The following is a 24,412-nucleotide window of genomic DNA, read 5'->3' as shown; positions in this document are numbered from 1 at the left end:
AAAGCCCCACGCGGGGCGCGTGGGGCGGATCGATGGCGAGTCGCATGCCGTGTCGACGGCGGCGTTTCTGTTCTGGTGTTGTCGGGCCGCAGGACGAATCGTGCGAGGTGGATGCCTGGCGCCGTGTGTCGGCTACGGGTGTGTGAGAAGCGGCTGGACGTGCGCGGGGTACGCGTACCCGTAGTCCCACGGGAACCGGCCATGCTTGTCCGGCCACACGATCTGCTGCAGGTACACACGATCGTTGCCGTACCGGGCGTAGGCCGCGCCGGGGTGCAGCGCCTCGGTGGCCGGCCCCTCGACGATCACCGCGTCGTAGCCGACGAGCAGGTCGTCGACGCGTTGACCGTGGGTGAGCGACTGCGCCCCGCTGTACACGCGGCGGGCCATGTCGTTGAGCAGTTCGTGCGCGATGAGGGGGTCCAGTCCGGCGATGACCAGCTCGGGGAGGTCACGCTCGGTCAGGCCGACGGTGTAGGCGAACGGGCTGTCGGTCTCACCGGGATCCGGCACGACGGCGGTCACCGCCCAGCCGATGGTGTCGATGTGCTCCTGCTGCCGTCGGAAGAACTCGTCGAGGGATGGCATGTCGGTCTCCTTCTGAGGGTGGTTAGCGGGCGAGGATGGACACGGCGTCGCCGAGGAGCAGCGGAGCGCCGTCTGGCCCTTTGATGTGTCGGTGGATCCAGATCCTGTAGGGCTGGCCGTCGGCGTTGACGAGGTGCCGCCAGTGGCCTTTCACGAAGAACCGGACCCGGTAGTGCCATCTGGCCTCGCCGTTGTCGCGGTCGGTGATGGCCTTGCGGCGGCGCAGCATGACGACGCGGGTCTCGTGGACGACGTTGTCCCGCTTGGCGCGACGGCGGGCGGCCCGGTCCAGCGGCGCAGCGGACACGGTGGTCAGGGGTTGGGCCTGGATGACCCAGAACGCGTAGGCGATGGCCGCCACCGCGTTGACCCGGACGGTCGACTCGTCGATGCAGAACCGCCCGTCCGGCGCGGGTTCCCACTCGATGTCGTCATCGTCGACCACCGGCGGGCCGGGGCGGTCCTGGACCGGCCTGCCGATGGGCAGCCGGGCGGACGAGGTCAGGACGTAGGGGCCCAACTCTGCCGCGAGCTGGGGTTGTTCGGCGTAGAGGGAGCGGCGGCGGGCGGCGGACGGCTCGAGGGGGTCGTCGCGGTCCGCCCAGCCGATGATCCACCAGTCGGTGCTGCCGGTGGCGCGGTTGCGCATCTTGGCCCAGGTGACCGCGCCGATCGAGGTGACCTGCCCGTGCAGTCCGCGGTGGTAGATCGGTTCGGGCAGGAACAGCACGCCGCCGTCGCTGGGAGCGACGTCGTCGGGCACGACGTCGCCGGTCAGGTCGAGTGCTTCGGCGGCGGCGGCCACGACCGCGCTCATCTCGGGAGCCAGAACGTAGGGCTCGCCGAGTTGCCAGGGCTGGTGAGTGAGCCTGTCGACGGCGTCGAGTACCTCTGGTGTCGCCGTCGCGTCCGATCCCTCGAACGCGGCGTCGAGATAGGCCCTCAGGTACTGGCGGGCGAAGCTGGTACGGCCGTAGTCGACCATCCGGCCCTTGAGATGGACGGCGGCCCGGGCGTAGCCGGCCAGGGTTGTTTCGGCGTGAAAGGTCACGGTGCCTCCTTCAAAGGGGTGGTGAACCGGCGGCAGGACGCGACACCGGCAGTGGGTGCGGCTCGAGGGTGGGTGGCCGTCAGGCCGCGAGGCGGAGAGCGGCCATGGGCTGCCGGCGGGGCAGCGGTATCGGCGCGGGCCGGGGCACCGCCGGCGCGGGGCGGGTCGGGCGGAACCAGCCGGCAAACCTCTGCGCGACAGCGGCGACGACGGGGACGCGGGCGCGTCCCGGCGCGAACCGTGGCGGCCGGGTGGCGGCGTGCTGTGCCCGCTGTGCGTCGCGCAGCGGCTGGCAGGGGTACGCCTCGTGGGCGCAGCGCAGGTTGGCGCACCGGCCGGGATGGTGCGGGTCGGGCTGGTGGTCGGCGGTGACGCGGACGGCCATGCGCCACAGCAGGACGTCTGTGACGTTCTCGGGCACACCGGCGGGAGTGGCGGGCAGCATCGGAGCGGGTCCTCTCGACAAGCGGATCGGGGTGGTCACCACCGACGTGGCCGTCTCGGCTCGTGGCCTGGGAGCCGTCCTACCGCCGTCCGGTCCGGGCGGTGGTGACCGCACCGATCAACGCTCGACTCTGCGGCGACATCAAGTCGTCCACAGGTCGCCGTCGGAGGACCACCCGCGCCGGTGGCACCAGGCGGCGGATGCCCGGTGGTGATCGTGGGTGCGGTGCTGGCGTGAAAGGATCGCCGGTCACCGTGCCCGAGGAGAACCGCACGCGGAACCGGTCGTCAACAGGACGCGGATGCTCGTCGGGCAGACGGTGGGCGGTGGTGATGAGCAGTGGCCTGCCCGTAGCCGGCCGCGCCAGGTGGGCCGCGCCGCCTCAGCGCGGCACCGGGGTGGTCGTGGCCGGATCGGGGTGCCGCGTCTCCCAGAGCCGGGTCATGGCCCGCAGGTGTTCGACCTGCGCGGCCCGCCTACCGATTAGCGCGTCGAGGCGAGGCCCCCGCGCCTGGAGCGCGCCAGTGGAGTCGACGACCGGGATCCGGTCGTCGGGTCCGGCGGCGAGGACCTGCTCGACGTCCCGCAGCGCGTCGCGGAGGGTTGGGACGAGCTGGGCGATCTGCGCTTCGGTGCTGGCGAGCGCGGTGAGCGCGTGCCACAGTTCCGAGGCCACGGTCGGCTGGTCGGTGCCGGCGGGGATGGCGTCCATGAGTGCCTGAGCGCTGATCCGTACGCCGCAGTACTTGAGGACGAGCTGAGTGTCGATCATGATCTTCTTCCTGTTCGAAGGTGCGGGTCAGAAAAGGGGTTCGGCGCTGTTTGCCTGATGTGCCGTCGGCTGGCGCCCGCGTCCGGACGAACGCTTCGCCGAGCAGCCGGCTACCCGGTGGTGCTGCTCGGCGGCGGGCCCGCCTGGGAGTTGGCGATCCGCGCGGCGCGGTCGAGGTCAGCGTCGGTGTGTGGCGTTCCGGCACCGTTGACGAGCAGGTAGATGGTGGCCTCGTCCGCGACGGTGCCGACCCGCGCCCGCACGCAGGGCAGGTCCATCAGCCGGGCGATGCGGCGGGGCGCGTGCAGTCCGGTCACGCGGACGTAGGGACCGTCGTCGGTGTCCTCGACAACGCGGATCCAGTCGGTGGGCAGCCACGAGGTAGGAATGGCCAGGTTGCCGGCCTGCCAGGCGAGGGCGGTTTCGAGCCGCTGCCGGCCGTCCACCACGGCGTAGGTGACGTGGGCACCGGGGTCGCTGTCGTGCCAGGCGGCCCCGGTGCGGTCGTTGAGGACGACGGCGGGGATGGGGACGCCCTGCAGCCAGGACCGCATGAGGGCGATGCGCTGGTCGTCGGTCCAGCGGCGGCCACGCTGGTACGGGGCGTCGAGGACCATCTCGCCGCGACGGATCCGCTCGGTGTACTCGTCGATGGACCAAACGCCGAAGCCGGTGGACAGCGGCGTCAGCGGCTTTACGGTTTGCCAGGTCATGCTGCGTGTTCCTCCAATACCGATGAAAGGGCTGGGCGGGCCGGGCTGTGACTTCGCGGCCGGTGCCGCTGGATGGCGTTCCGATTGAGTGGCGTCCGATGCCGGCGTGCCGCCGCTGCGCGTTTGCAGCCGGAGTTGTCTCGACGGAGCTGGCGGCGTGGGCTGCCGGGCCTACTTGACGTCTTCGATGCTGAGGATGTGTACGCCCTGATCGGCTGGCCAGAACGTGCCGCCGACCCGCGACCAGTCCCTTCCGCACGCCGTGCAGGTCCATGCCTGTCCGACGCCCGGTGCGCCGTAGGTGGCGACGAATTCGAGGGTTCCGGCTGCTTCGCAGTCGTGCTCGGGGCGGGAGACATGTGCACCGTCGTCGTCAATGTTGTCCATGACTTCCTCCTTATGAGGAGAGGAGAGTTGTTGGCGTTGTGCTGGTGTGGTCACCGCCCAGTTGTGCCGAGTGGGGCATCCTGCGCGGCCATGAAGGGCATCGGGTCGATCGCGCCGGCCTCGCTGGCGTCACCGCTTACGTGCACCTCGAAGTGCAGGTGGGGGCCGCTGGAGTGGCCGGTGGAGCCGACGACGCCGAGGGGTTGTCCGACGGCGACCTGCTGGCCGACCGTTACCAGCGGGGGTTGGTCCATGTGGCAGTAGCGCGTCAGGAGCCCGCCGGCGTGGTCGATGTCGACGTACCAGCCGCACCCGCGGGTGAGGACGGGGTCGCCGTCGCGGTCACAGCCCCACGGCGCGCCGGTGCTGGCGTGGGCGGCGTCGCAGCGGACGGTGCGGACGGTTCCGGCGGACGCGGCGCGGATGACCGTGCCGCGCGGGGCGCTGAGGTCGACGCCGTCGTGGCCGGGACGGTCGCTGCTGCGGAATCCGGATCCGACCGGGGCGAGCACGGGCTGGGTCCACGGGCCGACCGCCCCGCAGCCGGCCAGACCGCCCGTCGGTAGGCCAGCGGTTTCGGCGATGGCCGTGACGAGCTCTGTTGCCGGGCTTTCCCACTTGGCGTAGGCGTCGGGGTAGGCGCTGATCTGCACGGCCTGCGCGGCTTCGGCCAACGGCATGGTCTGCCAGCCTCTCAGCGTGAGCAGCTTGGCGTAGAACCTGCCGGCCGCGTAGACCGGATCCTGGAGCTGCGCCGGGGTGCCCCAGCCCTGGCTGGGGCGTTGCTGGAACAGACCGACAGAGTCCCGGTCGCCGCCGGGAAGGTTCCGCAGCGTGCTTTCCTGCATCGCGGTGGCGACCGCGATCACCCAGCCACGGGCCGGCACCCCGAGCTGGGCACCGGTGGTGACGATCGCCGCCGCGTTGGTGACCTGCTCGCCGTCCCACTCGCCGATCGCCGGCCAGACGCCGGGCATCCTCGGCGGGCTGGCGGTGGTAGAACTCGCTGACGGCACGTAGATCGGTAAGCAGGACCCGGCGGCGGTACCGCCGCCGAGCAGGCCACCCAGCCCACCCGCGCAGAGCACGAACACGGCGACGACGGCGATGATGAGCGACACCAGGGAGCGGATCTTCATGGATGCCTCCAGGGGCTTGCCGACGCGGCAGTGCCCGATGTCCGGGCGCAGGTGGGCGTGGGAGATAACGGTCCGCCGCGCGGACGGCGGCCGGATGGGCGGAGCGGACCTGCGGTCAGGCCTCGTCGGGCCCGGCACGGGTGACCCTGATGCCGTAGTGCTCCTTCGTCACCGACAGGCGGAGCCAGCGGTAGCCCCAGGCACGTCCTCGGCGCAGGGTGTCGATCAGGGGCGGACCACCGTTGACGAGGTGGATGAGCTCGACGAAGTCGTCGCCGAGGTGTACATGGTCGGCGTCGACGCTGCCGGCGGTCGCGGTGCCCGGCATGAGGACGGCGAGCAGCATGTGTCCCATCAGCGGACACCGCCCGGCGGGGCTACCGGCTTCGAAACCGCGTCGAAGAGCGCGCCATCGTGGCGAAGCAGGGAGCACGCCTCGCGAAACCGCACGAGTGCCCTTTCCCGCTCCTCCTGTGCCTGGGTAAGCGCGAGCCCGACAGCCCGCACACGCTCACCGGCGGTGACGAGTTCGGGGCCGCTGGCCCCGTCGTAGACGTTCCAGAGCACCTGCGTGGCCTCAACGAGCAGTCTCTCCTGAACGTTGGCGGCCACCAGAGCGCAACCTGCGGTGATGAAGTCACGGACCGCAGCCGTGTTGAGCGCGGTGGTGACGCAGATCTGCTCCATGTCGGGTGCGGCACCGTCGAGGCGGGCGAGATGCCGCAGGACGACAACGACGTCTTTCATGAATCGCTCCAAGAAGGGTGTGGGGTGGGTGGAATCCGCCGGGTGGGCGCAGGGCGGGAGGATTTGACGACGCCACCGAGCTGGCGGCGGTCAGGAAGGGGCCAGGCCCGGTCGAGGGGGTTGTCGCCTGCGAGCTGGGCCTGGCCCCGGTGGGTCAGCGGTTGTGCGGCGGCCAGTCGCGGGGGCGACCGCTGCTCGGGGTGTCACCCATGTGCTCGGCGTAGCCGTGCACCACGCCGCCGTTGGCCTTGGCCCAGTACATGGCGATGTCGGCCAGGTGCAGCAGGGACTCGGGATCGCGGCCGGCCTGGTCGGTGGTCGTGTAGCCGACGCTGGCGACGATGTCGATCTGCCTGCCGTGAAGGACGAACGGAACCTGGTTGATGTCCCCCCAGGCCCGGCCAGCCACCGAGATCGTTCTGTCGAGACCGCCCTGGACGATGAGGGTGAATTCGTCGCCGGAGAGCCGGGCGGCGAAGACGTCGGACTGCCCGAGGCGGCGGAGGCGTTCGGCGACCTGGGCCAGCAGGGTGTTGCCTGCCCGGTGCCCGAGACGGTCGTTGACCAGCTTGAACCCGACGAGGTCGAGAACGATGACCCCGACCTCGCTGTCGGTCGTTACCGCGTGCGTCAGCCGCTCGATCGCCGCGCGACGGTTGGGCAGGCGGGTGGTGTCGTCCTCGGTCGCCTGCCGGTGGTATCTGTCGCGCTCGGACCGCAGGGTCTCGACCAGGCCGTGCGCGTTCAGGACGACGCGGTCCAGCTTCCGCAGCCGGGTCCGAGCTCGGGTCAGCAGGGTCCACAGGCGCAGGGCCCACAGACCGGCGACGGCCAGCCCGGCGAGGAGGCCGCCAGCGGCGGTGAGAAGGGAGTTCGCTGTCTGAGACACTGGTTGTCGCTCCTTGTGGCTGAAGGAGCACCGGGGGCAGGCGTGAGCGCGCCAACGTCAAACGCCCGCTCCCGGGCTGCCAAAGGGTGAAGGCGCCGCTAAACGGCCTGGTAGGTCGCGACCTTGGTGTCGAGTCGCGTGACGTTGCCGGCGATGACGAGCTTGTCGAGGGCGTTCGCCACTGCTCCCGCGCTGGCCTTGTTGACCTGGGCGCCGTCGCGGGCCTGGTTGATCAGCTTGCAGATCTCCCCGACCTTGTAGGCGGTGTCCGGGTGGCGTCGCAGCAGCGTCAGCACCTCGTCGCGGAGTTCCCCCTTGCGGCGTCGAGGCTGGGCCGGCTTCCGACGGCCGTCGCGCTTCGGCGTGCCGGTTCCAGATTCCTCGGCCAGCGCCGCTGTCTGGCGTTCGGCTTCCGTCGTCGAGTCGGTCTCCAACTCGTTGGCACCGTGGTCGGGACGCGGTTCACCGGACGGCTGGTCATGCGTGACCTTGCTGCTTGGCGCCCCTGGATCGGTTCTCGGCGCCGCTTCGGTCTCCCGCTCGGGCATCGGTTCCGTGCCGGGCTCGTCCTGTGGCGCGAGGGCTCGCTCGGCTGGGCCTGTCGCTTCGGCTGGCGTGGGGCCGGCCTGGCCGGCTTCCGCCGTCGGGTCGCCGGTCTGCTGGGCTGGCAGTCCAACGGGTGCCTGGCCCTCGGCGGGTGTTCCGGTGCCGGGCTCCGGTTCCGACTCGGTGCGGAGTTCGGCTCGCTTCTGCGAATCGTCCGCAGCCCGGGCGTCGTCATTCCCTGAGGCAGCGGATGGCGCGGTGGTGCTGCTGTCCGCGACCGACGCGGCTGCCGCCCTGCCGGGTTCGGTCAGCTGCCACAGCGTCGTGCGTTGCTCGGTGCGGACCCGCTCGGCGTGGCCCGCGCTCTCCAGCTCTCGCAGCTTGGGGGTGGTCGTGGGGTAGGCGATGCCGATGGACTCGCCGATGCTTGCGGCGGTGGCCGGACCGAGCTCGGCGAGCGCGGTCAGCACCCGCTCCAGGGTGGATGGGTTCTTGGTGCTGTCGGTCATGCGTTGGGTTCCTTTCTCCCTGCTACCAGGGGGTGAGTACGAGGCGTGGACTCATGCACGCTTCGAATACTCCAGCCGGGGATGTTGACCTTGGCTGAGCTGCGGCTTGGTGTGGTGGGTGAACGAGTGCAGCCACCGTCGATCATGGGCGGTTGTGTGGACTGACCATGACGCGGCGGTGGCTGCGAGATACAGGGTAGACGCCCAACGGTGGCGGGTGTTGTTCGACGGCCTGATGCTGACGGTCGGGGGACGTTTCCGCAGGCCCGAGCCTCGCCGTCGGGTGCGTGACTTCGTCCGGGGCCTACTCGCGCCGTTACCGCGCAAGAACTGCTGGACGATCGCCGAGCATGCCGGGGACAGTGGCCCGGACGGGATGCAGGACCTGCTGACCCGGGTGCGTTGGGACGACGCCGCGGTCCGCGCTGATGTCCGCGCGTTCGTGGGCGAGCATCTCGGTGACCCCGAGGCGGTGCTGGTCATCGACGAGACGGGGGACCTGAAGAAGGGTCGGCACACCGTCGGTGTCCAACGGCAGTACTCAGGCACGGCCGGGAAGATCGAGAACTGTCAGCTCGCGGTGCACCTGGTCTATGCCACCGACACCGCTCACGCAATGGTCGACACGGCCCTCTACCTGCCGAAGTCCTGGTGCGACGACCCCGAACGCCGGACGCGGGCAGGTGTCCCCGAGCAGGTGCGGTTCGCCACGAAGCCGCAGCTGGCAGCCCGGATGATCACCGCCGCGGTCACCGCCGGGTTGCCGTGTCGCTGGGTGGCCGGCGACGAGGCCTACGGCAACGATCCACGCCTCGCCGCCCGGCTGCGTCAGCTGCGCCTGGGCTACGTTCTGGCCGTGGCCCGGTCCCATCAGGTCACCACCGGCCTCGGCGTCTACCGCGTCGACGCACTGGCCACCGGTCTTCCTACCATCGCCTGGCAGCGCATCTCCGCCGGCAGGGGCGCGAAAGGTCACCGCTGGTACGACTGGTCCTACACCGCCCTGCCCCACGCCACCGACGCACACGGCGGACACCACTGGCTCCTGATCCGCCGTAACCGCCGCACCGGTGAGCTGGCCTTCTACCGCTGCTGGTCACCCCAACCAGTCCCACTCAACCGCCTGGTCGCGGTAGCCGGCCGCCGCTGGAAGATCGAAGAAGCCTTCCAGGCCGCGAAGACCGGACTCGGCCTGGACCAGCACCAACACCGCCGCTGGCGGTCCTGGCACCGCTGGACCACCCTGGTGATCCTGGCCCACGCCTTCCTCGCCGCCGCGACCGCCAACCACCACCATCAACCAGTCGGGCTGATCCCACTGACCGTCAACGAACTACGCCACCTGTTCCACGTCCTGATCATCGAACCCACCCGCCGCCGAGCGGACCCACTGCTCTGGTCGATCCGCCGACGCCGTCACCAAGCCCAAGCCATGACCAGCCACTACGCCCGACAAGCCCTCACCGAACCGTGATCACGATCCCCGGCTGGAGTACGAAGCGGGACGCGATCAAGTCGTTGGGGTGGACTCCCGCGTAGCCGGGCCGCGACAGCCAGTGCGGTCGCGTTGGTGTCGCGGCCCCGCGTTCGCGTTGCGTCGGGCTAGTGGGCACCGTTGTAGGCGTCGCGGACGGCCGGAGGGATCGCCCCTCGGGTCCTGGGTTCGGGCAGGTTGTGTTCCTGCCAGTGCGTGGCCCACCACTGCCGGACGCGGGCGTTGAGGGCGCGGCGATCCGCGCTGGTCGCGTGCCCGGTCTGCCTTCCGGCCGTCGACTTCGGCAGGCGGCGGGCGGCGGCGAGGAAGGGCTGGAAGGCGGCGGCCATCCGGTCGAAGTTGGGGCGGGACAGGTCGATCTCGTACCGCACGCCGTTGAAGGCGAACCGGTAGGTGCCGACCTCGTCGGTGGATCCGTCGAGGTCGTCGTAGACGACGCTGGTCGTTCTGGTGGCCATTGGGTCGTGTCCTTTCGATGAGAGATGCAAGAAATGCCCCCGGCCGGTACAGCGGCGGGGACGGTGCGATGTGGGGGTTTCCGGCCAAGAAGTGGGCCGGTTTGGTGGGGCTCTGGCCATGGGAGACGGCGGCTTATCGGGCGCCGAGGCCGAGCTTGTCGCCGATGACGGGCCCCTGCCGTACGGCGGCGACCGCGGTGGGCAGGTGCCGGCGCTGCCAGCCGTGTAGCGCGGTGGGCAGGTCGGCGTTGTAGCGGCGGTGCTGGGTGAGCGCGACGGCCAGTCCGGCGGCCTGTTCGATGCCGTTGTTGGCGCCCCGGGCGGTGTGTGGGCGTACTGGGGCGAGGGCGTCGCCGAGCAGGACGGCGTGCCCGTCGCCGACCGGCCACACCATGCGGGTGGGCGGGTCGATGTCCAGCACCGGCACGGCCATGCGGGCGGTCGTGGCGTGCACGACCGCCGCGTGGTCGGACGGGAGTAGCTGGTCGGCGTGCTCGTCGACGTGGGTGCGGGCGGCCGGGGTGATGTGCTGCGGCAGGGCGAAGACCCGGCGGGTGGGGTTCGCGCCGAAGCGCTGCTCGTAGTCGGTAGCGGTACAGCCGAGGTAGAAGGTCCAGTCGCAGCCGCCGGGCACCGGCGCGATGTTGAACTGCGCTCCGGGGCAGGGCTCCATCCGGACGAAGTCCCGCAGGTCGGGTTGCGGAGTGTTGGTCGCGATGCCGCGGTGGGCGACGTAGCCGGCGTAGTGCAGCTTGCGTCCGGGGTCCAGCAGGCGGCGGCCGATCGAGGACCGGCCGTCGGCGAACACGACCAGGTCGGCCGTCTCGGTGTGCCCGTCGGTGAACTGCAGGATGGGCCGGCCGGCATGGTGGGTCAGGCCGGTGACCCGCATTCCCCTGCGCAGGACGCCTGCCGGGACCCGGGCCGCCAACGCGCGGTGCAGCAGGGTCCAGGTGGTGTTCCGTCCGGGGTAGGTGCGAAGGGCGGTCTGTTCTGGCTGGCGGTCGCGGATCGCGACCTGCCGGATCGTCTCCGAGTCGTAGGCGATGAACTCGCGCTGTGGGATGTCGAGGCGGTCGAGCACGTCGAGCGCGGTGTGTTCCAGGCCGATGAGCCCGCCGCCCAGCGGGGCGGACGCCGGCGTGGCTTCGTAGACGGTGACGTCGAATCCGGCCCGCAGCAACAGCAGGGCGGTGACTGGGCCGGTCAGGCTGCCGCCGATCACGGCGACGCTCAGCCGGCGGGTGCCACCATCCGTGGTGCGGGCGGCCGGAGCAGGGTTGGAGTCCATGGGGGTTCCCTTCTGGGGAGGCGGGAACCCGGGCACGGCCGTACGGCCGTGCCCGGGGGTGCGCGGTGTGCGCGTGTCGGCCGGGCAACGGCCAGGTCGTGCGAGTGCGGTGGTGCGAGAGTTCCGGCGGCCGGGTTCAGCCGACGCCGGAGGCGGTCAGCAGCCGGGGCTGAAGAACCCGGCAAGGATGGTGTGGGAGCGGCCGAGGAACCGGTCGGCCACGTCGAAGCCCTTGTCGGCGATCACCACTGATCCACTCCGCTGGAAGAGGTATAAGACGGCCCTTGCGCGGGCCGGGCTTGGTGGCATGCCCCAGCCTGGGGCGCCCGGCAAGACCGCCGTGCGCGGCACCGTTCGATGGCCGGCCGCAGGCCGGCGTCGGCGTCGATGGTGAACATGTCGAAGCCGGCGGCGTGGCCAGCGCGGAGCAGGTCGATCAGCCTGGTGTCGTCGAGGAGGGCGATCTGCGCCTGCATCGGGCGGTGGTGGCGGGGTGGGCGCTGGTGATTGGTGGGTGGAGCCGGTCGGGCAGCAACACAGGTCCCCTTGGGTACGAGGGATGTGTGGCTGGCCCGACCGGTCCGAGTGTGGCAGTCGACGCTCAGAAGCGGTGCGGACGCGCGAGCGCGCGGACGCCGATGATCGACCCGTCCAGGTCTCGGACGGTGTCATGGCAGACCAGCACGTCGTCGCGGCCGTACGCGGCGAGGCCGACGACCAGGGACACCAGGTAGTAGGTGCCCTCGACCGGAGGCGGTAGCGGCGGGACGCCGGCGTCGGCCGCACCGAAGGCGACTCGCTCGACGGGGACGCCGAGATCGAGGTCGTCGGGTCCGATGACCCGTTGGCCCAACCTCACCGGTCGGTGCTGCGTGGATGGGGTGATCACGCGCAGCGGCGTGACGCTGCCCGGTTCGATGCGATCCGGGGTGTCACTCGGGAAGATTCGGACAGGGTGCGGCGTCAGGTTGACGATCTCCGCCATCAAGGTCCTCCGATCATGGTTGGGGTTGGAGTTGCTGTCTGCTCCCGCCCTGGGCGGAACCGGTCGGGCCGCAGTGAGGTCCCTTTCGGGTTCAGGGGATGCCTCCTGCTGGCCCGACCGGCTTGCGGTCAGGAGTCGTGCAGGGTGACGGCGAACAGCCGCTGGGACTCGTCGAGCGAGTCCAGGTAGCGGGCCGCCTGCTCCAGGTAGGTGATCCGGTCGGCGAAGAACGCGCTGGCCGGTTGCATCCGGTCGCCGGCCTCGGTAAGGAAGGCGTCGGTGCACAGCGCCCAGAGGGCGTGGTAGTTGGCGTACGCGCTGGCGCCGGCCTGGAACATCTCCAGGTCGCCCAGGTCGAGGTGACCCGGACCGTACGTGGCAGCGTTGTGCATGCGCATGGCCTGCACCCGCGGCTGGCGGTTGAACTCTGCGGTCGCGGTGTCCATCGGGCACGCCGACGGGTCGGACAGGTGCTTCTGCAGGAACACCGGCCACGGGGTGGCGGCCTTCGTTCCCGCGACAACGCGGGCCCAGTGCGCGTGACGCACGCTGGCCCCGACGTAGGCGCCGTGACGCATGCCGGCCAGATCGAGCAGGCCGATGGGGCCTCCGGCGCAGTACCGGGGTCCGGTCTTGGCCTTGCGCAGGTCGATGAGCTGACGGCGCTGCCACGGGTAGATGGCCGGGGAGGCCCAGTACCGGGGGCAGCTCGTACCCGAGACGCCGAGGTGCCGTTCGAGGTTCCGGGTGCTGTCGAGCACCTGGGACAGCTCGTCGGAGACGCAGACGATCATGGTGCGAACGACTGCGTCCGGGATGACGGTGGTGGCCGCGGCGGCCGTCCTCTTGTTCATGCGGGTCTCCTTCGGGGTTGGGCGTGCTGTGGGCACGCGGAGATAGCCGGTCCACTGGGTGCGTGGGCGCCGGCTGGCGGGTGGGTTGGGGTTGGTGCGAGGTGGTGGGCGCGACCGTCGGGGTTCGTCGCGGGCTGCTGGGCCGACCGGCCGCGAGGGCGGGTGGGCGTCAGGTGCCGGAGTGCGGCGAAGGGTCCGAGGGTGGGACCTACCGGGTGGAGATATATGTGGGTGTTGTGGTGCCGAGAACCGTAGCGGCCTGATCTGTCAGCGCTCGTCGAGCCGCAGATCCCGTAAATGGCCGCTGAGCTGCACAGTCAGATAGGAGCGGTGGTCAAGGACGGCGACTTGCCGGCTCGTGACAGATCACCGTGATCGGACAGTGGGGTATGCGGTCTGACAGACGCGGTGCGTGTCGGTCAGAGAGGCGTGTGGGCGACCTGTTCGGTGGGCGGCTCGGGGTCGCGGCGGACGAACCGGTTCGGATTCGTGGCCGCGTACGGGCCGTGGTCGCTGGGGAGTTCATGCAGACGGCGAAGCCGGTCGGCGTCGCTGGTCAGGGTCCAGACGGGCCCTGCGGGGTCGGTGCCGTGCACGGCGGTGGCTATCGGCATCCGCGCGGACGTGCCCGCAAGTGCATCGAGGAGATTGCGTTCGCGGCCCCGGCTGGGCACCCAGAACAGGACCGGGTAGCGGGGGCCGAACTCGGTCACCCGCTCGTAGGCGCGCAGCTTGGCCAGCACTCTGCCGAGGGGTTCGGTGCCGTTGTCGTGCTCGAGGAAGAACCCGACCGTGGCATCGCCGACGGTCCACACACCGTGTCCATCAGGCCGGACCCCGGCACCGCCGTAGGCGTCGGTGGCGTGCTGTTCGGACCACCACCGCTCCAGTCGCGCCTGCGGATGGGTGCGGGCGTGGGCGAGCAGGTCGGTGAAGAAGTCGTTGACGCCGAGCAGGTGGCGCAGCTTGCGGCTGCCGACGATCCGGTCGGCCCGGTCGCGGCTGCTGCGCGGCGGCTTCGCGGCGGGGCTGTCGGGGTCGTGGTAGGCGTCCCGGTTGAGCCGCAGGCCGAGCGGCCCGAGCGCGTACAGGTACTGGGTGGAGCCTGCGGCGCTGGTGTCGACGAACCGGTCGACGGCGGCGATGCGGTGCAGCAGGGTCAGCCGCAGGCGGGCGCTGCGGTCGGAGGGGAACAGGGCCTTGGTGACCTGGCGGGTGGACAGCAGGTAGTGCTCGGCGAGCCAGGACAGCAGCAGCCGGTCACGTGAGGTGAGACGACGGGTGTGCAGGTACGGGTCGGACGAGGGCGAGCGAGGCGGAAGACGGCTGGACACGGCAGGTACTCCAAGGGGGAAGAGAGCCCTCCATACGGAGGGTGTCTGAGTGGGGTTCGACCACAGTGGCTGACTGACAGGCCACAGCGCGGCAGCAACAGACCGTCACCGGTGATCTGTCAGTCGGTGACGGAGATGAGGGTGGAAGGGGTGGCGGATCCCCACAGGGATCCCGCTACGGAAGCCGGTGCCTGTCGCGGTGACAGATCGGTCAGGACGAGGTCTTGCCACCTCTGCGACGCCGGTCGTCCGGCTTCTGGCTGTGCTGCCTGACCAGGGCGTCGATGGCCGACGGGTCCTGAACGGGAACCGCCTTGGCGACCTGCTGGCGGATCGCGGTGGCCTCACCGACCACCGGCAGCGGCGGCCGGGTCCGCATGGTGAACGCAGGTGTCTGCCGGCCGTCGACGACCAGGCGACCGACCGCCGTGTACGCGTCGAGGTGGGACAGGTCGTGCTCGTCGAGTTCCGGCAGGGTGTGCCGGGCCAGCACGCGGGCGTCCTCCGGCGCGACACTGAAGTAGATCTTGTTTCGGGCGTTCGCGGACACGGCGGCGAGGAGTTCCCGGGGGAACTGGGCGAGGTCCTGGTGCGCGAGGGTCATCGCGAGCCGGTACTTGCGGGCCTCGGCCAGCATCGTGTCCAGGCTCGCCGCCAGCGTGAGGAAGTTCTGGCACTCGTCGAGATAGATCGAGCAGTCCTTACGCCGGTCGGCGGGAATGCTGGCACGGGCCGTCGCGGCCTGCCAGACCCGTGCCAGGATCAGCGAGCCGAGCAGCCGGCTGGTGTCCTCACCCAGTTCCCCCTTCGGGATCCGCACCAGCAGCACCCCGCCGTCGAGGACCTTCGACATGTCGAAGCTGGACCTGGGGTAGCGCATCGTCTTGCGGACGAAATCCCTGAGGAGGAAGGCGCGCAGCCGGGCCAGGACGGGGCCGATGATCTGCGACCGCAGCGCGGGGGAGAGATCGTCGTACCACTGCCAGAAGCCGTGCAGCCCGTCCGGGTCGTTCAGGTCCACCGTCATCGCCGACCGGAACTGGGCGCTGTTGAGCAGCGGCGGGATGTGCTGGAGGGTGACGTTGGCGTGCCGCAGCAGCGTCAGGCACGACACGCGCATCACGTCATCCATCCGGGGCCCCCACGCCTTGGAGAAAATCGACCCGAAGATGCTGACGAGGTTGTCCACGACCAGGTCAGGATCGTCGCCTTCGAGGGGGTTCATCGCGGGCGGGTTGGGCTGGGCGGGGTCGAACAGCACCACCCGGTCGGCCATGGTCGTGGGGATCCGGTCGAGGACGTCGAGGACAAGGTCGCCATGCGGGTCGAGCACGATGGTGCCGCGGCCGGCCTTGATGTCGTCGATGATCAAGTTGGCGAGCAGGGTGGTCTTGCCGGAGCCTGTCTGGCCGACCATGTGGGTGTGGTAGCGGGCGTCCGCCACGGACAGGGCGACGGCATGGCCGCCGACCTCGGCGTCACCGAGGACCTTGCGTCCCCGTCCACCGGTCGGCACGGCGACCGGGACCGGCATCGACTTGGCGCGGGCACGGTCCAGGCCGGGCACGGCGAGGTCGAGGGGCAGCCCCGCCAACGCGGCGAGTTCGGGGGCCGAGGTGAGGAATCCGGCGCCGAGCCGCCGCGCGGCCAGGACAGCGACGGGTCGAGGCATCCGGGTTCGGTGGGCGAGACGGTTCCGCCCCGCGTAGACGGCGAACGAGGACGCGACCGCGTCAGCGACGCCCCGCAGCCGGTGGTAGGGCAGGGTGCCGTCCCGGTGGGCGCGGGACGCGATCGCGTACCGGATGCCGGTCTCCCACAACTGGTGGGAGGTCTTGTCGAGGACCGCCCGCACGTCCCGCTCGACGGTCGGGTCCCGACGGGTCGCCGGTGCCGCGCTGGCATGGCTGCGGGAGCGGCCGGGCAGGAAGATCTCGATCAGCTCGATCAACGGCCCAGCCAGATTGACCGACGGGACGCCGGTCTTGCCCTGCCGCAGGCGCCCGGCGGCGCGCCGGGCACGCCCCGCGCGGCGGGGCGCGGCAGGGCGGGCGAGGACCTGCACACAGGCGTACTCGCCGTCGTGCAACTGGGCGCCCGCCGCCATGAGGGCGCGCAGCGGGTCGGCATGGTGGTCGCTGGTGAGCGGGAGCCACTCGGCGACCACGGGCAGCAGGTGACCACCCACCGCAGCGACGGTGTCGGCGGGGATGGGGTCCGGGGCGGGTTCGCTGGTGGTGGTGGCCGCGCCGGGCCACGCCGCGCGAACGGCGGCCTCGACCGCCCCGTTCGGGACGGTGCCGGGCACCCACAGGGAAATGATCAGCTGCCGGCCGGTCCAGGCGTACTGCAGGACAACGTGCGGGGTGCCGTAGAGCAGCCGTCGACGGCGGGACGGGGTGAGGATGCCGGCCAGGTTCGCCCACAGGGCGGCGGCACCGTGCTCATCGACCTCGGGCGGCGGGGCGATGGTCACTAGCCGGGAACCGGTGGCTTGATACCGATGCCGCCAGCCGGCGACGAGGTTCCGGCCGGCGATCCAGACGCAGAACAGGCCGGCGGCGACGCCCAGCAGCCAGGGCCGGTCGATGGCCCAGTCCGCTGCCTGCACAATCCAGCGAGTCGCCAGTGACGGGGAGACGGGCGAGCCGGAGTCGACGCCGCCGGGGGCCGGCGACAGGGCAAGCAGGAGGGAAGCCATGATGGTGTCCTTTTCGGATACGAGACTTGGCCGACGGTGAGCCCTTTTCATCGTGGGTTTCGGCTGGTCTGGACGTGGTGTAGGACGAGGATGGCCTGGACGATGGCGGTGGCGCGTCCAGGGCAGCAACGGAGTTTGGCCAGGACTTTCCAGGTTTTGAGGGTGGCGACGGCGCGTTCGCCGATGGCCCGGATCTTGGCGTGGTGGTGGTTGACGGTCTTCTGGCGGCGGGACAGTCGGGGCCGGTACCGGTGGCGTTTGAACGGTGTGCGGACGCTGCCGCCGGCGCCCTGGTAGGCCTTGTCGGCGAAGGTCATGACGTTCGTGCTGGTCAGCGCGTCGATCAGGCCGTGTGTGCGGGCGGCGGTCAGGTCGTGCACGGCGCCGGGCAGGGCGGGTGAGGCCCAGATCAGGCGTCCGGCGCAGTCCGCGATGACCTGCACGTTCACGCCGTGGCGCTTGTGTTTCCCGGAGTAGTACGGCTTCTGGTCCGCGACCCGGTCGATCGGGATCAGGGTGCCGTCGAGAATCGCGTAGGCGAGTCGGCCGATGCGGCGTGTGGCTGCGTTCAGGTCGTCGGCGTGCGCGGCGAGCAGGTTGATGGCTTCCCGGACGTACCGCCAGGCGGTCGTGACGCTGACTGCGAAGCCGCAGGCCAGGCGGGTGATGGTGTCACCGTTGCGGAGGTGGGCCAGGGCGAGCAGGGCTTGGCGGCCGGCGTCGAGGCGCCGCCACCGGCCCCGGCGCCGGGCGCGTTCGGCGCGGATGAGGTCGGCGAGGTGGTTCAGGGTGCGGCTGGACAGCGCGACCGCGGACGGGTAAGACAGCACAGCGAGGCTCCCGGTTGGGGCATCGGGTTTTGGTCGACTGCTGTCTTACCGGGAGCCTCGCCCTACGCCGATCCCCGCCCCACCGTGCCACCCGTGACCAGCACCGTCACGATGAAAAGGCCTCGGTGTTGCTCTGTCGGGCTTCGGGGCGCGCCCATGCCCCGGGCATTGTCGAGGGTCGAACCAGGCACCTGATGTGGCCGAGCACGTTCCTAACCTGAGCCGCCAGCCACCGCCGTTGACTCGGAGTCCTAGAATCGATCCGGTCTGTGGCTGCTGCGGCGTTCACTGCTGTGGCATTGGCGATCTCGGAAAGAAGGTCGGGTGAGCGTGCGCCAATCCGGTGACAGCAGCGACTTCCAGGAGTTCGAGCGTCATGATGATGCCGCTCGGGAGGCCGGCAAGGAGATCGCGGTTCCCGGCTCTTCTCCCAACCAAGTCGATCACAGTCGCAGTGACACGACTGAGACGCCGCAGCGCAACCTGTGGCTGCGGCGGATCGGGTCGGCCGATACTCCGTCTGCCCCCATGATGATCGTGGCAGCGGAGGGCACCAGGCCGGTCGTGCTGTCGGAATCCTGGCTCCGGCGCGTGGTTGTGCTTCTCGTCGTTTTGATCGTGGCCGTCGTTGCCCTGATGGTCACGGTGCTTACCAGAGGGTCGGGTAACGGTCTGCCACAGGCTGTGGCGAGTGGACCGCCGTCAGCGTCGCCGACGCCCTCGCCGTCCCCGACCGTGGAGCGGCAGACGCCGGAGCCCGAGACCCCGCTACCCTCCGCGTCCTCGCTGCCGACGTCCGCCGCTGCGAGCATGCCCACGGTGACACCGGTGGCAGAGGGGCGTGTCCAGTACGAGGGTCCGTTTGTGCTCGACTCCTACATCAAGGACCTCGACCTGATGCCGCCTGCGAGAAGGAACGTCCGTGATGGCGGCGACCTTTCCTACAGCAACACGCACGGCTTCGACGCGTACGGGTCGGCGAGCATCGCGGTGTGGAACGAGCGGAGCGTGCCGACATACGCGGATTGCCGGCGCATCGCGACGGCCGCAGGAGTCGAATCGATCCTGCTCGACGAAGGCCAAACCATCTGTGTGCTTACCGACGAGGGTCGAGTTGCCCGTCTGAAACTGATCCGCGAGACTGTCAACGAGTACAGTTTTGATGCCACTGTTTGGGCCGACTAGGCAGTTTCGGTGTCGTCGATCAGATCGATCGGGTTGGTGGTTGCCAGGGCGTGCTCCGTGTCGCTGGAGATCGCCTCGAATGCGGTCCGGTTGGTGCCACTGACCAGCAGGCCGTGGCCACGGCGCGCCGCGAGCAGCAGTCGCCGTTCACCGGCGGTCAGGCCGAAGGCGTCCCCGACGGCGTCGATGGCCTGGGGGGCTTGGCGGAGCAGGATCTGCGTGGCGGCGTTGGCCACGACGGCTTGGCCGAGGTCGGTGCCGAGCACGTCGGCGGCGTCCTGGGTGACCACCGTCAGCCCGGTGTGCCGTTTACGGCCCGCCTTGGACAGCCGGAAGAGGAACTTCGCGCCCTCGCCGTCGCGCATGAGCAGCCACGCCTCGTCGACCACGACGATGCGTCGCGGCGGCGGGCCGCCGGCCGGTGGCGCGTCGACCTGCCGCCAGATCGAGTCGAGGGCGAGCAGGGTGCCGACGGTGCGCAACTCGTCCGGGAGCTGCCGCAGCGACCACACGACCAGGTGACCATCCGGCCGGGTGGTGGTCGGCCCGTCGAACAGATCCTTGAACGATCCGTCGACCCACGGTGAGAGCCGGGCGGCGAGCTGCGCGGCGGCCGGGTCGGCGTCCGCGGCCAGGGTCGCGGCCAGGTCCCGCAGCAGCGGAGCGGGTCGGCGGTGGGTGCGCGGGTCGGCGGTGATCCCTGCCTGCCGGTAGACGGTGAGGATGGCACGGTCCAGCGCTGCCCGCTCGGTCGGCGGCGGCAGGTGGCCGACCAGCACGGAGATGAGGGTGTGCAGGAACAGTCCGCGGCGCGTGAGCACGTCGGGGCGGGTGTCACCGGCGGGCAGCTCAAGCGGGTTGACCCGCACACCTGCCGCGCCGAGCCGCACGACCGTCCCGCCGACCGCGTCGGCCAGCCGCAGGTACTCGTCCTCCGGATCGATGATCGACACCTGGACGCCGGTGTAGAGGTGCCGCAGTGTTTCAAGCTTCACGAAGTAGCTCTTGCCGGCACCTGACCTGGCCAGCACCACCGAGTTGTAGTTGTCCTGGGCGAAGCGGTCCCACCAGACCACACCGTTGCCGGCCGGGTTCGTCCCATACAGCACGCCGCCGGTCGCCGCCGGCTCGCCCGGCAACGGTGCAGGCAGGTCGGGTGAGGCGAGGGGGAACGCGGCGGCCACAGCGGCGGTGTCCATGGTCCGCAGCATCCTCAGCCCATCGCTGGCGAGGGGCAGGGTGGTGGTCCAGCCGGCGAGCTGCCGCCACGTCGCCGGCTGCACCTCGAGCAGGGTGGAGGCGGCGGCGGCCTTGACCCGGGCGCACGCCTGCAGCAGTTCCTCTTCGGATCGGGCGTGCACGGTGACGTACAACCCGACGCGGAAGAGCTTGGCGGCGCCGCGGGCGAGCCGGTCGGCCAGGTCGGTGGCGTCCTGCGCGGCGGCTTCGGTGTAGGGGTCGACCAGCTTGCCCCGTTCGGCGTCGGCCCGCCGCGACGACTCCAGCCGGGCCCGCTGCTTGCGCAGCCGGGCGGCGGCGACCGGTGCGGGCAGCGGGTCGATGTGCAGGGTGACGTCGACCCGGCCGGGGTAGGACAGCAGCGGCTCCAGCCACGCCGGGCCGACCTCGGCCGGGTACCCGGTGACCACGAGGGTGGCGGTGTACCCGTCGCCGACGCGCAGCCAACGCGGGGTGACCTCGACCGAGGCCGGGGCGACCGTGCTGGCCAGCCCGGCCGCCGCGCCGCCGGAGGGAGCAGTCCCGTTCGGGTGAGCATGGGAACGTCGAATACCCATCGCAGCGTCTCTCCTCTCAGGGATTCCTGTTGTCGTTCGCGGTGATGGTGATGACCGCGTCCGGGGCGGCCAGGCCACCGGGGCGCGGCGGCCGGTAGGGGTCGGCGGCGGCGACGAGCGCCGCCGTGGCGGCCGCACCGTCGAGCGCGCGGGCGGTCACGCCGAGGCCGGACAGCGCTCGAACGCTGTCGTCGGCCCGCCGCCGCGCCACCTGGCTGCCCTGTTCACCGGGCGCGGTGCGGGTGACCACGAGGACCTGGCGGCGCAGCGGATCCCGGTGCTCCGCCAGGTCGGCCAGGAACGCCGCGTGGTCCGCGCACGCCGCCTCCAACGCGGGGTGCGGCAGGGTTCGGGCGGCGTCGGCGACCGCGCGGGCGTGGGAGGCGAGGTCGACCGGCTGGGCGGACACGAGAACCTGCGTCGGCGCCGACAAGCTGTTGAGCCAGCGGCTGAACCCCTCGATCAGGGCAGCCTGCTCGCTGGCGGTGCGCAGCGTCAGGTTGATGTTCGTGGCCGCGACGATCGCCGCCCGGTCACCGCCTACGGTGATCTCACCGTCGTCGCCGATCGCGTCGGCCGGTAGCCGCAGTGGAGCCGGCAGCGGAGTCCGTCCCTTCGGCCGCTGCACCCACTCGGGCACCCCGACGGCGGATTCCCCTGCCGACGACAGCCCCTTGGGGCTGCGGGAGTGGCGGATCGCGTGCCACAGCCACACGTCCATCGGCAGCCCGTCACGGCGTCCGACCACCAGCCCGAACACGACACCGCCGAAGACCACGCCGGCGAAGACGATGACCTGCGCCGGGACCACGGGGCGTAGGCCGTTCCAGGCGCCGTAGAAGAGCATTCCGGCGACCGCGAGGATGGCGAGCTGCCGCCAGGTCAGCCCGTAGGCGACCTTGTCCGGAGCGTCGACGTCGGCGGGCATCCGTGTCCGGTCGACCACGTCGACAGAATCGTTGTCGGTCATTTCATGACCCTCCTGAGGGTGTTGAGGCCGGGGACGCTGCGGGTGAGCTGCTGGACGACGACAACCCGCACGACAGCGCCGAGGGCGTTACTCCCGCCATGTCCGCCCTGACCGACCCATCGGCCGACCAGGCTGGGGATCTTCACGGTCGTCCAGAGCAGGACGATCACGATGAACAGGTTCAACACGCCGCCCGGCTCGACCGGCAGGCCCAGCACGGGCAGCAGGTGCGCCGAGTCGAGCAGCATCCACTGGCCGGCCGTCAGGGTGAACGCCTGGGCGGTCGGGATCACGAGGCAGCCGCCGTAGGCGCGCCACCACATCCGCGCGACGCCCTCGAGGGCGGGCACGGCGTGGCAGGCCAGGGGCAGCGGTGCGATCGCGGTCATCACCAGCAGGGCGACGAACCGGCCGATGAGCTGGAACGCCGTCATCACGATTAGCACCGTGATGGCCAGTACGAGGATGAGGAACAGCAGCGGAGCCGTCGGGTCTCGCCCGATCTCGATGTGGGTGCGCACGGCACCGAAAGCGCTATCCCCGTTGTAGTTGCCCTCGCTGATCGCCCCGGTCAGGGCGTTGGCGAGCGTGATGAGCTCGCCACAGAACAGCTGGGAGAAATGCGCGGCGACGAAACCGACGACCAGCCGCGGCGCGAGGTCCTTGACGGTGTACCGGGAACGCTCGTCGCCGCCGGAAACCATGATCATGACTCCAGCGGCGACGAACACCAGGACGAACGCGGTGTCGACGATCCAGATCGACCGGCCGGTCAGAGCCTGCACCTGGGGCAGCGCCGTGACCTGGGGAGTTGTGAGGAGGACATCGGTGATCAGACCGAAGACCACGTTGAGGCAGGCCAGGACCGCCTCGATCAGCCATTCGAGGACCTGGTCGAGAATCCCACCCATCCAGTTCATGGCGCTCAGCCCCCCACGATGCCCTGCACGAACTGCAGAAGAACCGGGGCGAGTACCGCCAGGCCGTAGCCGACCAACGCGTTACGCAGGGCGCTCTTGGCCTTGTCGACCTGGCCCGGGTCACCGCCCGCAGTGGCCCAGTAGACCCCCGCGAGAACCAGGAACAGGGTGGCGATCCCGGCCAGCAGCAGCATGATCTGGGTCTGCAGGTTGGCGATGACGACCGGCAGGGTGTTCGCCGCCAGGTAGGCGACGTCACCCGGAGCGGCCTGTGCGGCACTCGGCGCGGCGAGGACGACGACGGCGGCGCCCACTGCCGCGCCGACACGTGCGACGCGGCGGATCACGGGGAGACGGACAATCTTGTTGGTGCGGATGCGGAGCATGGGTGGTCACCTCCCACCCCGCCGCCGGCCACCGAACGGCGCCGGGCGGGGCGATTGCCAGCAACGGTCGAAGGAACGCCGCCGAGCGCGAGGCCGGCATGCCGCACCCGCCCCGGGAGGAGCTCGTCCTCCCTTTTCTGGGTGGTTGCGTAATCGATGAGGTGTCAGCGCATGCGATGGCGCGGCACCCGGGGCGACACGGCAGGCATCGCCCCGCGCTCGACGGCGGACGGGACCCGGACCAGCGCTCGTTGCCTGAGCTCGTCTTGTCCCGCACCTACCAATCGGCGTTTGTCAGCCGTGGCGAACACCTGCCGGTCTGACAGCGGTCTGACAGGGGAGTTCCGGGGTCCCTCGCAGGCGGGGCCCATCGGTTGGGCGCGCTGGAATCGTCCCAGCTGACGCGTAGAGCCGAGCGTGGAGAGAACAGAACGGTTGTGGGCCTGGGCGCATCATCGGCGCCAGGCCCACAACCGTCAGGGAGAAGAAGAAGTCAGGCGGCTACCGCGATCCCACGACTCCCGGTCGCGCCGCGCGTGCTGGCTCTGCCGGCGCGGATGCTGGTCCGACGCTTGGCCTGCGTCGCCGTCCGCTCGATGGCATCGGTCGAAGCGATCTCGGTGAGGCTGCCCTCGGCGATGGCCCGCGCGAGTCGAACATCGGCGCGTGCCAGCCGCATCCGCAGCGCGTCCACGGTGATGCCGAGCCGGGCAGCGATCGGCTCGGGGGCCCGCCGGCCCAGCCGGACCTCGATCCACGGTTGCACGTCCGCCCGGTCGATGATCCGCAGGGTGCCGGCGCGCCGGACCAGCAGGTCCGGGTGGCCGTAGGGAACCTTCGGAGCCCGGGACCCGGCCGCCGCATGCTCGATGTCCTCGACCGGCACCGCCTGCTCGTCGGCCAGCCGCACCCGCCGCCCGGCCCGAAAGGCGGCCATGGTCAGCGACGCGTACAGCGCCGGCCGGGTCAGGTCGAGGTGATCGCGCAGCGCCTCCAGGAAACCGGTCAGCACCTCGTTGCCGATGTCGGCCGGGTCGCCCCGGTAGCCGGCGGACAGTTGCCCGGCGATACGCACGAGCGCGGGCATCGCCATCCCGACCGCGGCGATCGTCCACTCCTTGCCCCGCAACCGGGCCCGCAGGACCAGCTCCCGCCATACAGCGTCACGACCCAGGTATTCGCCTGGGTGCTTGAGCAGCCAGTCCCGCAGCACCGGCAGGGGCACGACACCGGACGGCAGGACCATGTCCTTGCCGATGTCACGCGGCAGGCTGTCACAGTCGAGGGCCAACGGCGCCGGCTCGCGCGTCAGCGCCACGAACGCCGCGTCAGCGGCGAGCAGATGAGAGGTCGGCCAGTCCGGGGTGTCGGACACGGACATGTCAGAACTCCAATGACAGAAGGGACACGAGAGCGGGCGA

At 70.7% G+C, this 24,412-nt stretch carries 26 protein-coding genes; 2 read left to right on the top strand and 24 right to left on the bottom strand.

Annotated features, from left to right (window positions below; genetic code table 11):
* Positions 1–132: 132 nt before the first annotated feature.
* From IGA62_RS12175 to IGA62_RS12120, 11 genes are all read right to left on the bottom strand, one after another.
* Positions 133–588 (bottom strand): DUF4262 domain-containing protein, encoded by a 456-nt coding sequence (locus tag IGA62_RS12175; RefSeq protein ID WP_145821564.1) that lies wholly within the window; start codon positions 586–588, stop codon positions 133–135.
* Positions 589–610: 22 nt separating this feature from the next.
* Positions 611–1,639 (bottom strand): hypothetical protein, encoded by a 1,029-nt coding sequence (locus tag IGA62_RS30030; RefSeq protein WP_145821566.1) that lies wholly within the window; start codon positions 1,637–1,639, stop codon positions 611–613.
* Positions 1,640–1,718: 79 nt separating this feature from the next.
* Entirely contained in the window at positions 1,719–2,084 is a 366-nt protein-coding gene (locus IGA62_RS12160) for a hypothetical protein (protein ID WP_145821568.1), read from the bottom strand.
* A 382-nt stretch (positions 2,085–2,466) separates the two neighbouring features.
* Complete coding sequence (locus IGA62_RS12155; protein ID WP_145821569.1) at positions 2,467–2,856, bottom strand: hypothetical protein; 390 nt, start codon at positions 2,854–2,856, stop codon at positions 2,467–2,469.
* A 110-nt stretch (positions 2,857–2,966) separates the two neighbouring features.
* Positions 2,967–3,569, bottom strand: a complete 603-nt coding sequence (locus tag IGA62_RS12150; RefSeq protein ID WP_145821570.1) for a DUF262 domain-containing protein — start codon at positions 3,567–3,569, stop codon at positions 2,967–2,969.
* 171 nt (positions 3,570–3,740) lie between these two features.
* On the bottom strand, positions 3,741–3,956 hold the full coding sequence (locus tag IGA62_RS12145; RefSeq protein ID WP_145821571.1) for a hypothetical protein: 216 nt from the start codon (positions 3,954–3,956) through the stop codon (positions 3,741–3,743).
* Between the two features lie 50 nt (positions 3,957–4,006).
* Positions 4,007–5,095, bottom strand: a complete 1,089-nt coding sequence (locus IGA62_RS12140) for a M23 family metallopeptidase (protein ID WP_145821572.1) — start codon at positions 5,093–5,095, stop codon at positions 4,007–4,009.
* A gap of 115 nt (positions 5,096–5,210) precedes the next feature.
* On the bottom strand, positions 5,211–5,450 hold the full coding sequence (locus tag IGA62_RS12135; RefSeq protein ID WP_145821573.1) for a hypothetical protein: 240 nt from the start codon (positions 5,448–5,450) through the stop codon (positions 5,211–5,213).
* Positions 5,450–5,842 carry a hypothetical protein gene (locus IGA62_RS12130; RefSeq protein ID WP_145821574.1) on the bottom strand — a complete coding sequence of 131 codons (393 nt, stop codon included), beginning with the start codon at positions 5,840–5,842 and terminating at the stop codon, positions 5,450–5,452. Before IGA62_RS12130 ends, IGA62_RS12135 begins: the two co-directional genes overlap by 1 nt.
* A 154-nt stretch (positions 5,843–5,996) precedes the next feature.
* Positions 5,997–6,731, bottom strand: coding sequence for a GGDEF domain-containing protein (locus tag IGA62_RS12125; protein ID WP_145821575.1), 735 nt, complete (start codon positions 6,729–6,731; stop codon positions 5,997–5,999).
* Positions 6,732–6,829: 98 nt separating this feature from the next.
* Positions 6,830–7,786, bottom strand: a complete 957-nt coding sequence (locus IGA62_RS12120; RefSeq protein WP_145821576.1) for a MarR family winged helix-turn-helix transcriptional regulator — start codon at positions 7,784–7,786, stop codon at positions 6,830–6,832.
* A gap of 235 nt (positions 7,787–8,021) precedes the next feature.
* Between IGA62_RS12120 and IGA62_RS12115 the strand changes: the two genes are divergently transcribed.
* Complete coding sequence (locus tag IGA62_RS12115) at positions 8,022–9,260, top strand: IS701 family transposase (RefSeq protein WP_186500375.1); 1,239 nt, start codon at positions 8,022–8,024, stop codon at positions 9,258–9,260.
* A 128-nt stretch (positions 9,261–9,388) separates the two neighbouring features.
* Here IGA62_RS12115 and IGA62_RS12110 read toward each other — a convergent pair whose 3' ends face one another.
* The 8 genes from IGA62_RS12110 to IGA62_RS12075 all read right to left on the bottom strand — a co-directional run bounded on the left by IGA62_RS12110 (position 9,389) and on the right by IGA62_RS12075 (position 17,734).
* Positions 9,389–9,739, bottom strand: a complete 351-nt coding sequence (locus tag IGA62_RS12110; protein WP_145821578.1) for a histone-like nucleoid-structuring protein Lsr2 — start codon at positions 9,737–9,739, stop codon at positions 9,389–9,391.
* Between the two features lie 133 nt (positions 9,740–9,872).
* Positions 9,873–11,030: an FAD-dependent monooxygenase gene (locus tag IGA62_RS12105; RefSeq protein ID WP_145821579.1), complete on the bottom strand. Its 1,158-nt coding sequence runs from the start codon at positions 11,028–11,030 to the stop codon at positions 9,873–9,875.
* Positions 11,031–11,272: 242 nt separating this feature from the next.
* Positions 11,273–11,506: a hypothetical protein gene (locus tag IGA62_RS12100; protein WP_232624979.1), complete on the bottom strand. Its 234-nt coding sequence runs from the start codon at positions 11,504–11,506 to the stop codon at positions 11,273–11,275.
* A gap of 125 nt (positions 11,507–11,631) precedes the next feature.
* Positions 11,632–12,015 carry a hypothetical protein gene (locus IGA62_RS12095; protein ID WP_145821580.1) on the bottom strand — a complete coding sequence of 128 codons (384 nt, stop codon included), beginning with the start codon at positions 12,013–12,015 and terminating at the stop codon, positions 11,632–11,634.
* A 128-nt stretch (positions 12,016–12,143) separates the two neighbouring features.
* Entirely contained in the window at positions 12,144–12,869 is a 726-nt protein-coding gene (locus IGA62_RS12090) for a hypothetical protein (protein ID WP_145821581.1), read from the bottom strand.
* A 419-nt stretch (positions 12,870–13,288) separates the two neighbouring features.
* Positions 13,289–14,203: a replication-relaxation family protein gene (locus tag IGA62_RS12085; RefSeq protein ID WP_145821582.1), complete on the bottom strand. Its 915-nt coding sequence runs from the start codon at positions 14,201–14,203 to the stop codon at positions 13,289–13,291.
* Positions 14,204–14,414: 211 nt separating this feature from the next.
* Complete coding sequence (locus IGA62_RS12080; protein ID WP_145821583.1) at positions 14,415–16,904, bottom strand: type IV secretion system DNA-binding domain-containing protein; 2,490 nt, start codon at positions 16,902–16,904, stop codon at positions 14,415–14,417.
* A gap of 47 nt (positions 16,905–16,951) precedes the next feature.
* A complete protein-coding gene (locus IGA62_RS12075) occupies positions 16,952–17,734 on the bottom strand; it encodes a transposase family protein (RefSeq protein WP_145821584.1) in 783 nt (260 codons plus the stop codon).
* A 324-nt stretch (positions 17,735–18,058) separates the two neighbouring features.
* Between IGA62_RS12075 and IGA62_RS12070 the strand changes: the two genes are divergently transcribed.
* Positions 18,059–18,919, top strand: a complete 861-nt coding sequence (locus tag IGA62_RS12070; protein WP_145821585.1) for a hypothetical protein — start codon at positions 18,059–18,061, stop codon at positions 18,917–18,919.
* Here IGA62_RS12070 and IGA62_RS12065 read toward each other — a convergent pair.
* The 5 genes from IGA62_RS12065 to IGA62_RS12045 form a co-directional block, all read right to left on the bottom strand.
* Complete coding sequence (locus tag IGA62_RS12065; RefSeq protein ID WP_232624978.1) at positions 18,916–20,715, bottom strand: VirB4 family type IV secretion system protein; 1,800 nt, start codon at positions 20,713–20,715, stop codon at positions 18,916–18,918. The two genes, IGA62_RS12070 and IGA62_RS12065, sit on opposite strands and share 4 nt — an antisense overlap.
* 16 nt (positions 20,716–20,731) lie before the next feature.
* The gene (locus IGA62_RS12060) at positions 20,732–21,685 is read right to left on the bottom strand and encodes a PrgI family protein (protein WP_232624977.1); all 954 of its coding nucleotides are present in this window, start codon (positions 21,683–21,685) and stop codon (positions 20,732–20,734) included.
* Positions 21,682–22,596 carry a conjugal transfer protein TrbL family protein gene (locus IGA62_RS12055; RefSeq protein WP_145822276.1) on the bottom strand — a complete coding sequence of 305 codons (915 nt, stop codon included), beginning with the start codon at positions 22,594–22,596 and terminating at the stop codon, positions 21,682–21,684. The genes IGA62_RS12060 and IGA62_RS12055 overlap by 4 nt, the downstream gene beginning before the upstream one ends.
* A gap of 14 nt (positions 22,597–22,610) precedes the next feature.
* Positions 22,611–22,991 carry a pilin gene (locus IGA62_RS12050; protein WP_145821586.1) on the bottom strand — a complete coding sequence of 127 codons (381 nt, stop codon included), beginning with the start codon at positions 22,989–22,991 and terminating at the stop codon, positions 22,611–22,613.
* 493 nt (positions 22,992–23,484) lie between these two features.
* A complete protein-coding gene (locus tag IGA62_RS12045) occupies positions 23,485–24,372 on the bottom strand; it encodes a hypothetical protein (protein WP_145821587.1) in 888 nt (295 codons plus the stop codon).
* Positions 24,373–24,412: the final 40 nt, after the last annotated feature.

Source organism: Micromonospora sagamiensis (assembly GCF_014680085.1).
GTDB classification, from domain to species: Bacteria; Actinomycetota; Actinomycetes; order Mycobacteriales; family Micromonosporaceae; genus Micromonospora; species Micromonospora inyonensis.
The sequence above is the reverse complement of the archived record's forward strand: the minus strand, read 5'-3'. Positions and strand labels throughout refer to the sequence as shown.

Bases quoted from the DNA above. Each gene is read 5' to 3' on its own strand.
- IGA62_RS12135 (WP_145821573.1), bottom strand. From the start codon at position 5,450: ATGGGACACATGCTGCTCGCCGTCCTCATGCCGGGCACCGCGACCGCC.
- IGA62_RS12095 (WP_145821580.1), bottom strand. From the start codon at position 12,015: ATGGCGGAGATCGTCAACCTGACGCCGCACCCTGTCCGAATCTTCCCG.
- IGA62_RS12175 (WP_145821564.1), bottom strand. From the start codon at position 588: ATGCCATCCCTCGACGAGTTCTTCCGACGGCAGCAGGAGCACATCGAC.
- IGA62_RS12090 (WP_145821581.1), bottom strand. From the start codon at position 12,869: ATGAACAAGAGGACGGCCGCCGCGGCCACCACCGTCATCCCGGACGCA.
- IGA62_RS12160 (WP_145821568.1), bottom strand. From the start codon at position 2,084: ATGCTGCCCGCCACTCCCGCCGGTGTGCCCGAGAACGTCACAGACGTC.
- IGA62_RS12050 (WP_145821586.1), bottom strand. From the start codon at position 22,991: ATGCTCCGCATCCGCACCAACAAGATTGTCCGTCTCCCCGTGATCCGC.
- IGA62_RS12055 (WP_145822276.1), bottom strand. From the start codon at position 22,596: ATGGGTGGGATTCTCGACCAGGTCCTCGAATGGCTGATCGAGGCGGTC.
- IGA62_RS12080 (WP_145821583.1), bottom strand. From the start codon at position 16,904: ATGGCTTCCCTCCTGCTTGCCCTGTCGCCGGCCCCCGGCGGCGTCGAC.
- IGA62_RS12045 (WP_145821587.1), bottom strand. From the start codon at position 24,372: ATGTCCGTGTCCGACACCCCGGACTGGCCGACCTCTCATCTGCTCGCC.
- IGA62_RS12145 (WP_145821571.1), bottom strand. From the start codon at position 3,956: ATGGACAACATTGACGACGACGGTGCACATGTCTCCCGCCCCGAGCAC.
- IGA62_RS12100 (WP_232624979.1), bottom strand. From the start codon at position 11,506: ATGCAGGCGCAGATCGCCCTCCTCGACGACACCAGGCTGATCGACCTG.
- IGA62_RS12110 (WP_145821578.1), bottom strand. From the start codon at position 9,739: ATGGCCACCAGAACGACCAGCGTCGTCTACGACGACCTCGACGGATCC.
- IGA62_RS12115 (WP_186500375.1), top strand. From the start codon at position 8,022: ATGCTGACGGTCGGGGGACGTTTCCGCAGGCCCGAGCCTCGCCGTCGG.
- IGA62_RS12140 (WP_145821572.1), bottom strand. From the start codon at position 5,095: ATGAAGATCCGCTCCCTGGTGTCGCTCATCATCGCCGTCGTCGCCGTG.
- IGA62_RS12150 (WP_145821570.1), bottom strand. From the start codon at position 3,569: ATGACCTGGCAAACCGTAAAGCCGCTGACGCCGCTGTCCACCGGCTTC.
- IGA62_RS12120 (WP_145821576.1), bottom strand. From the start codon at position 7,786: ATGACCGACAGCACCAAGAACCCATCCACCCTGGAGCGGGTGCTGACC.
- IGA62_RS12105 (WP_145821579.1), bottom strand. From the start codon at position 11,030: ATGGACTCCAACCCTGCTCCGGCCGCCCGCACCACGGATGGTGGCACC.
- IGA62_RS12060 (WP_232624977.1), bottom strand. From the start codon at position 21,685: ATGACCGACAACGATTCTGTCGACGTGGTCGACCGGACACGGATGCCC.
- IGA62_RS12065 (WP_232624978.1), bottom strand. From the start codon at position 20,715: ATGGGTATTCGACGTTCCCATGCTCACCCGAACGGGACTGCTCCCTCC.
- IGA62_RS12155 (WP_145821569.1), bottom strand. From the start codon at position 2,856: ATGATCGACACTCAGCTCGTCCTCAAGTACTGCGGCGTACGGATCAGC.
- IGA62_RS12130 (WP_145821574.1), bottom strand. From the start codon at position 5,842: ATGAAAGACGTCGTTGTCGTCCTGCGGCATCTCGCCCGCCTCGACGGT.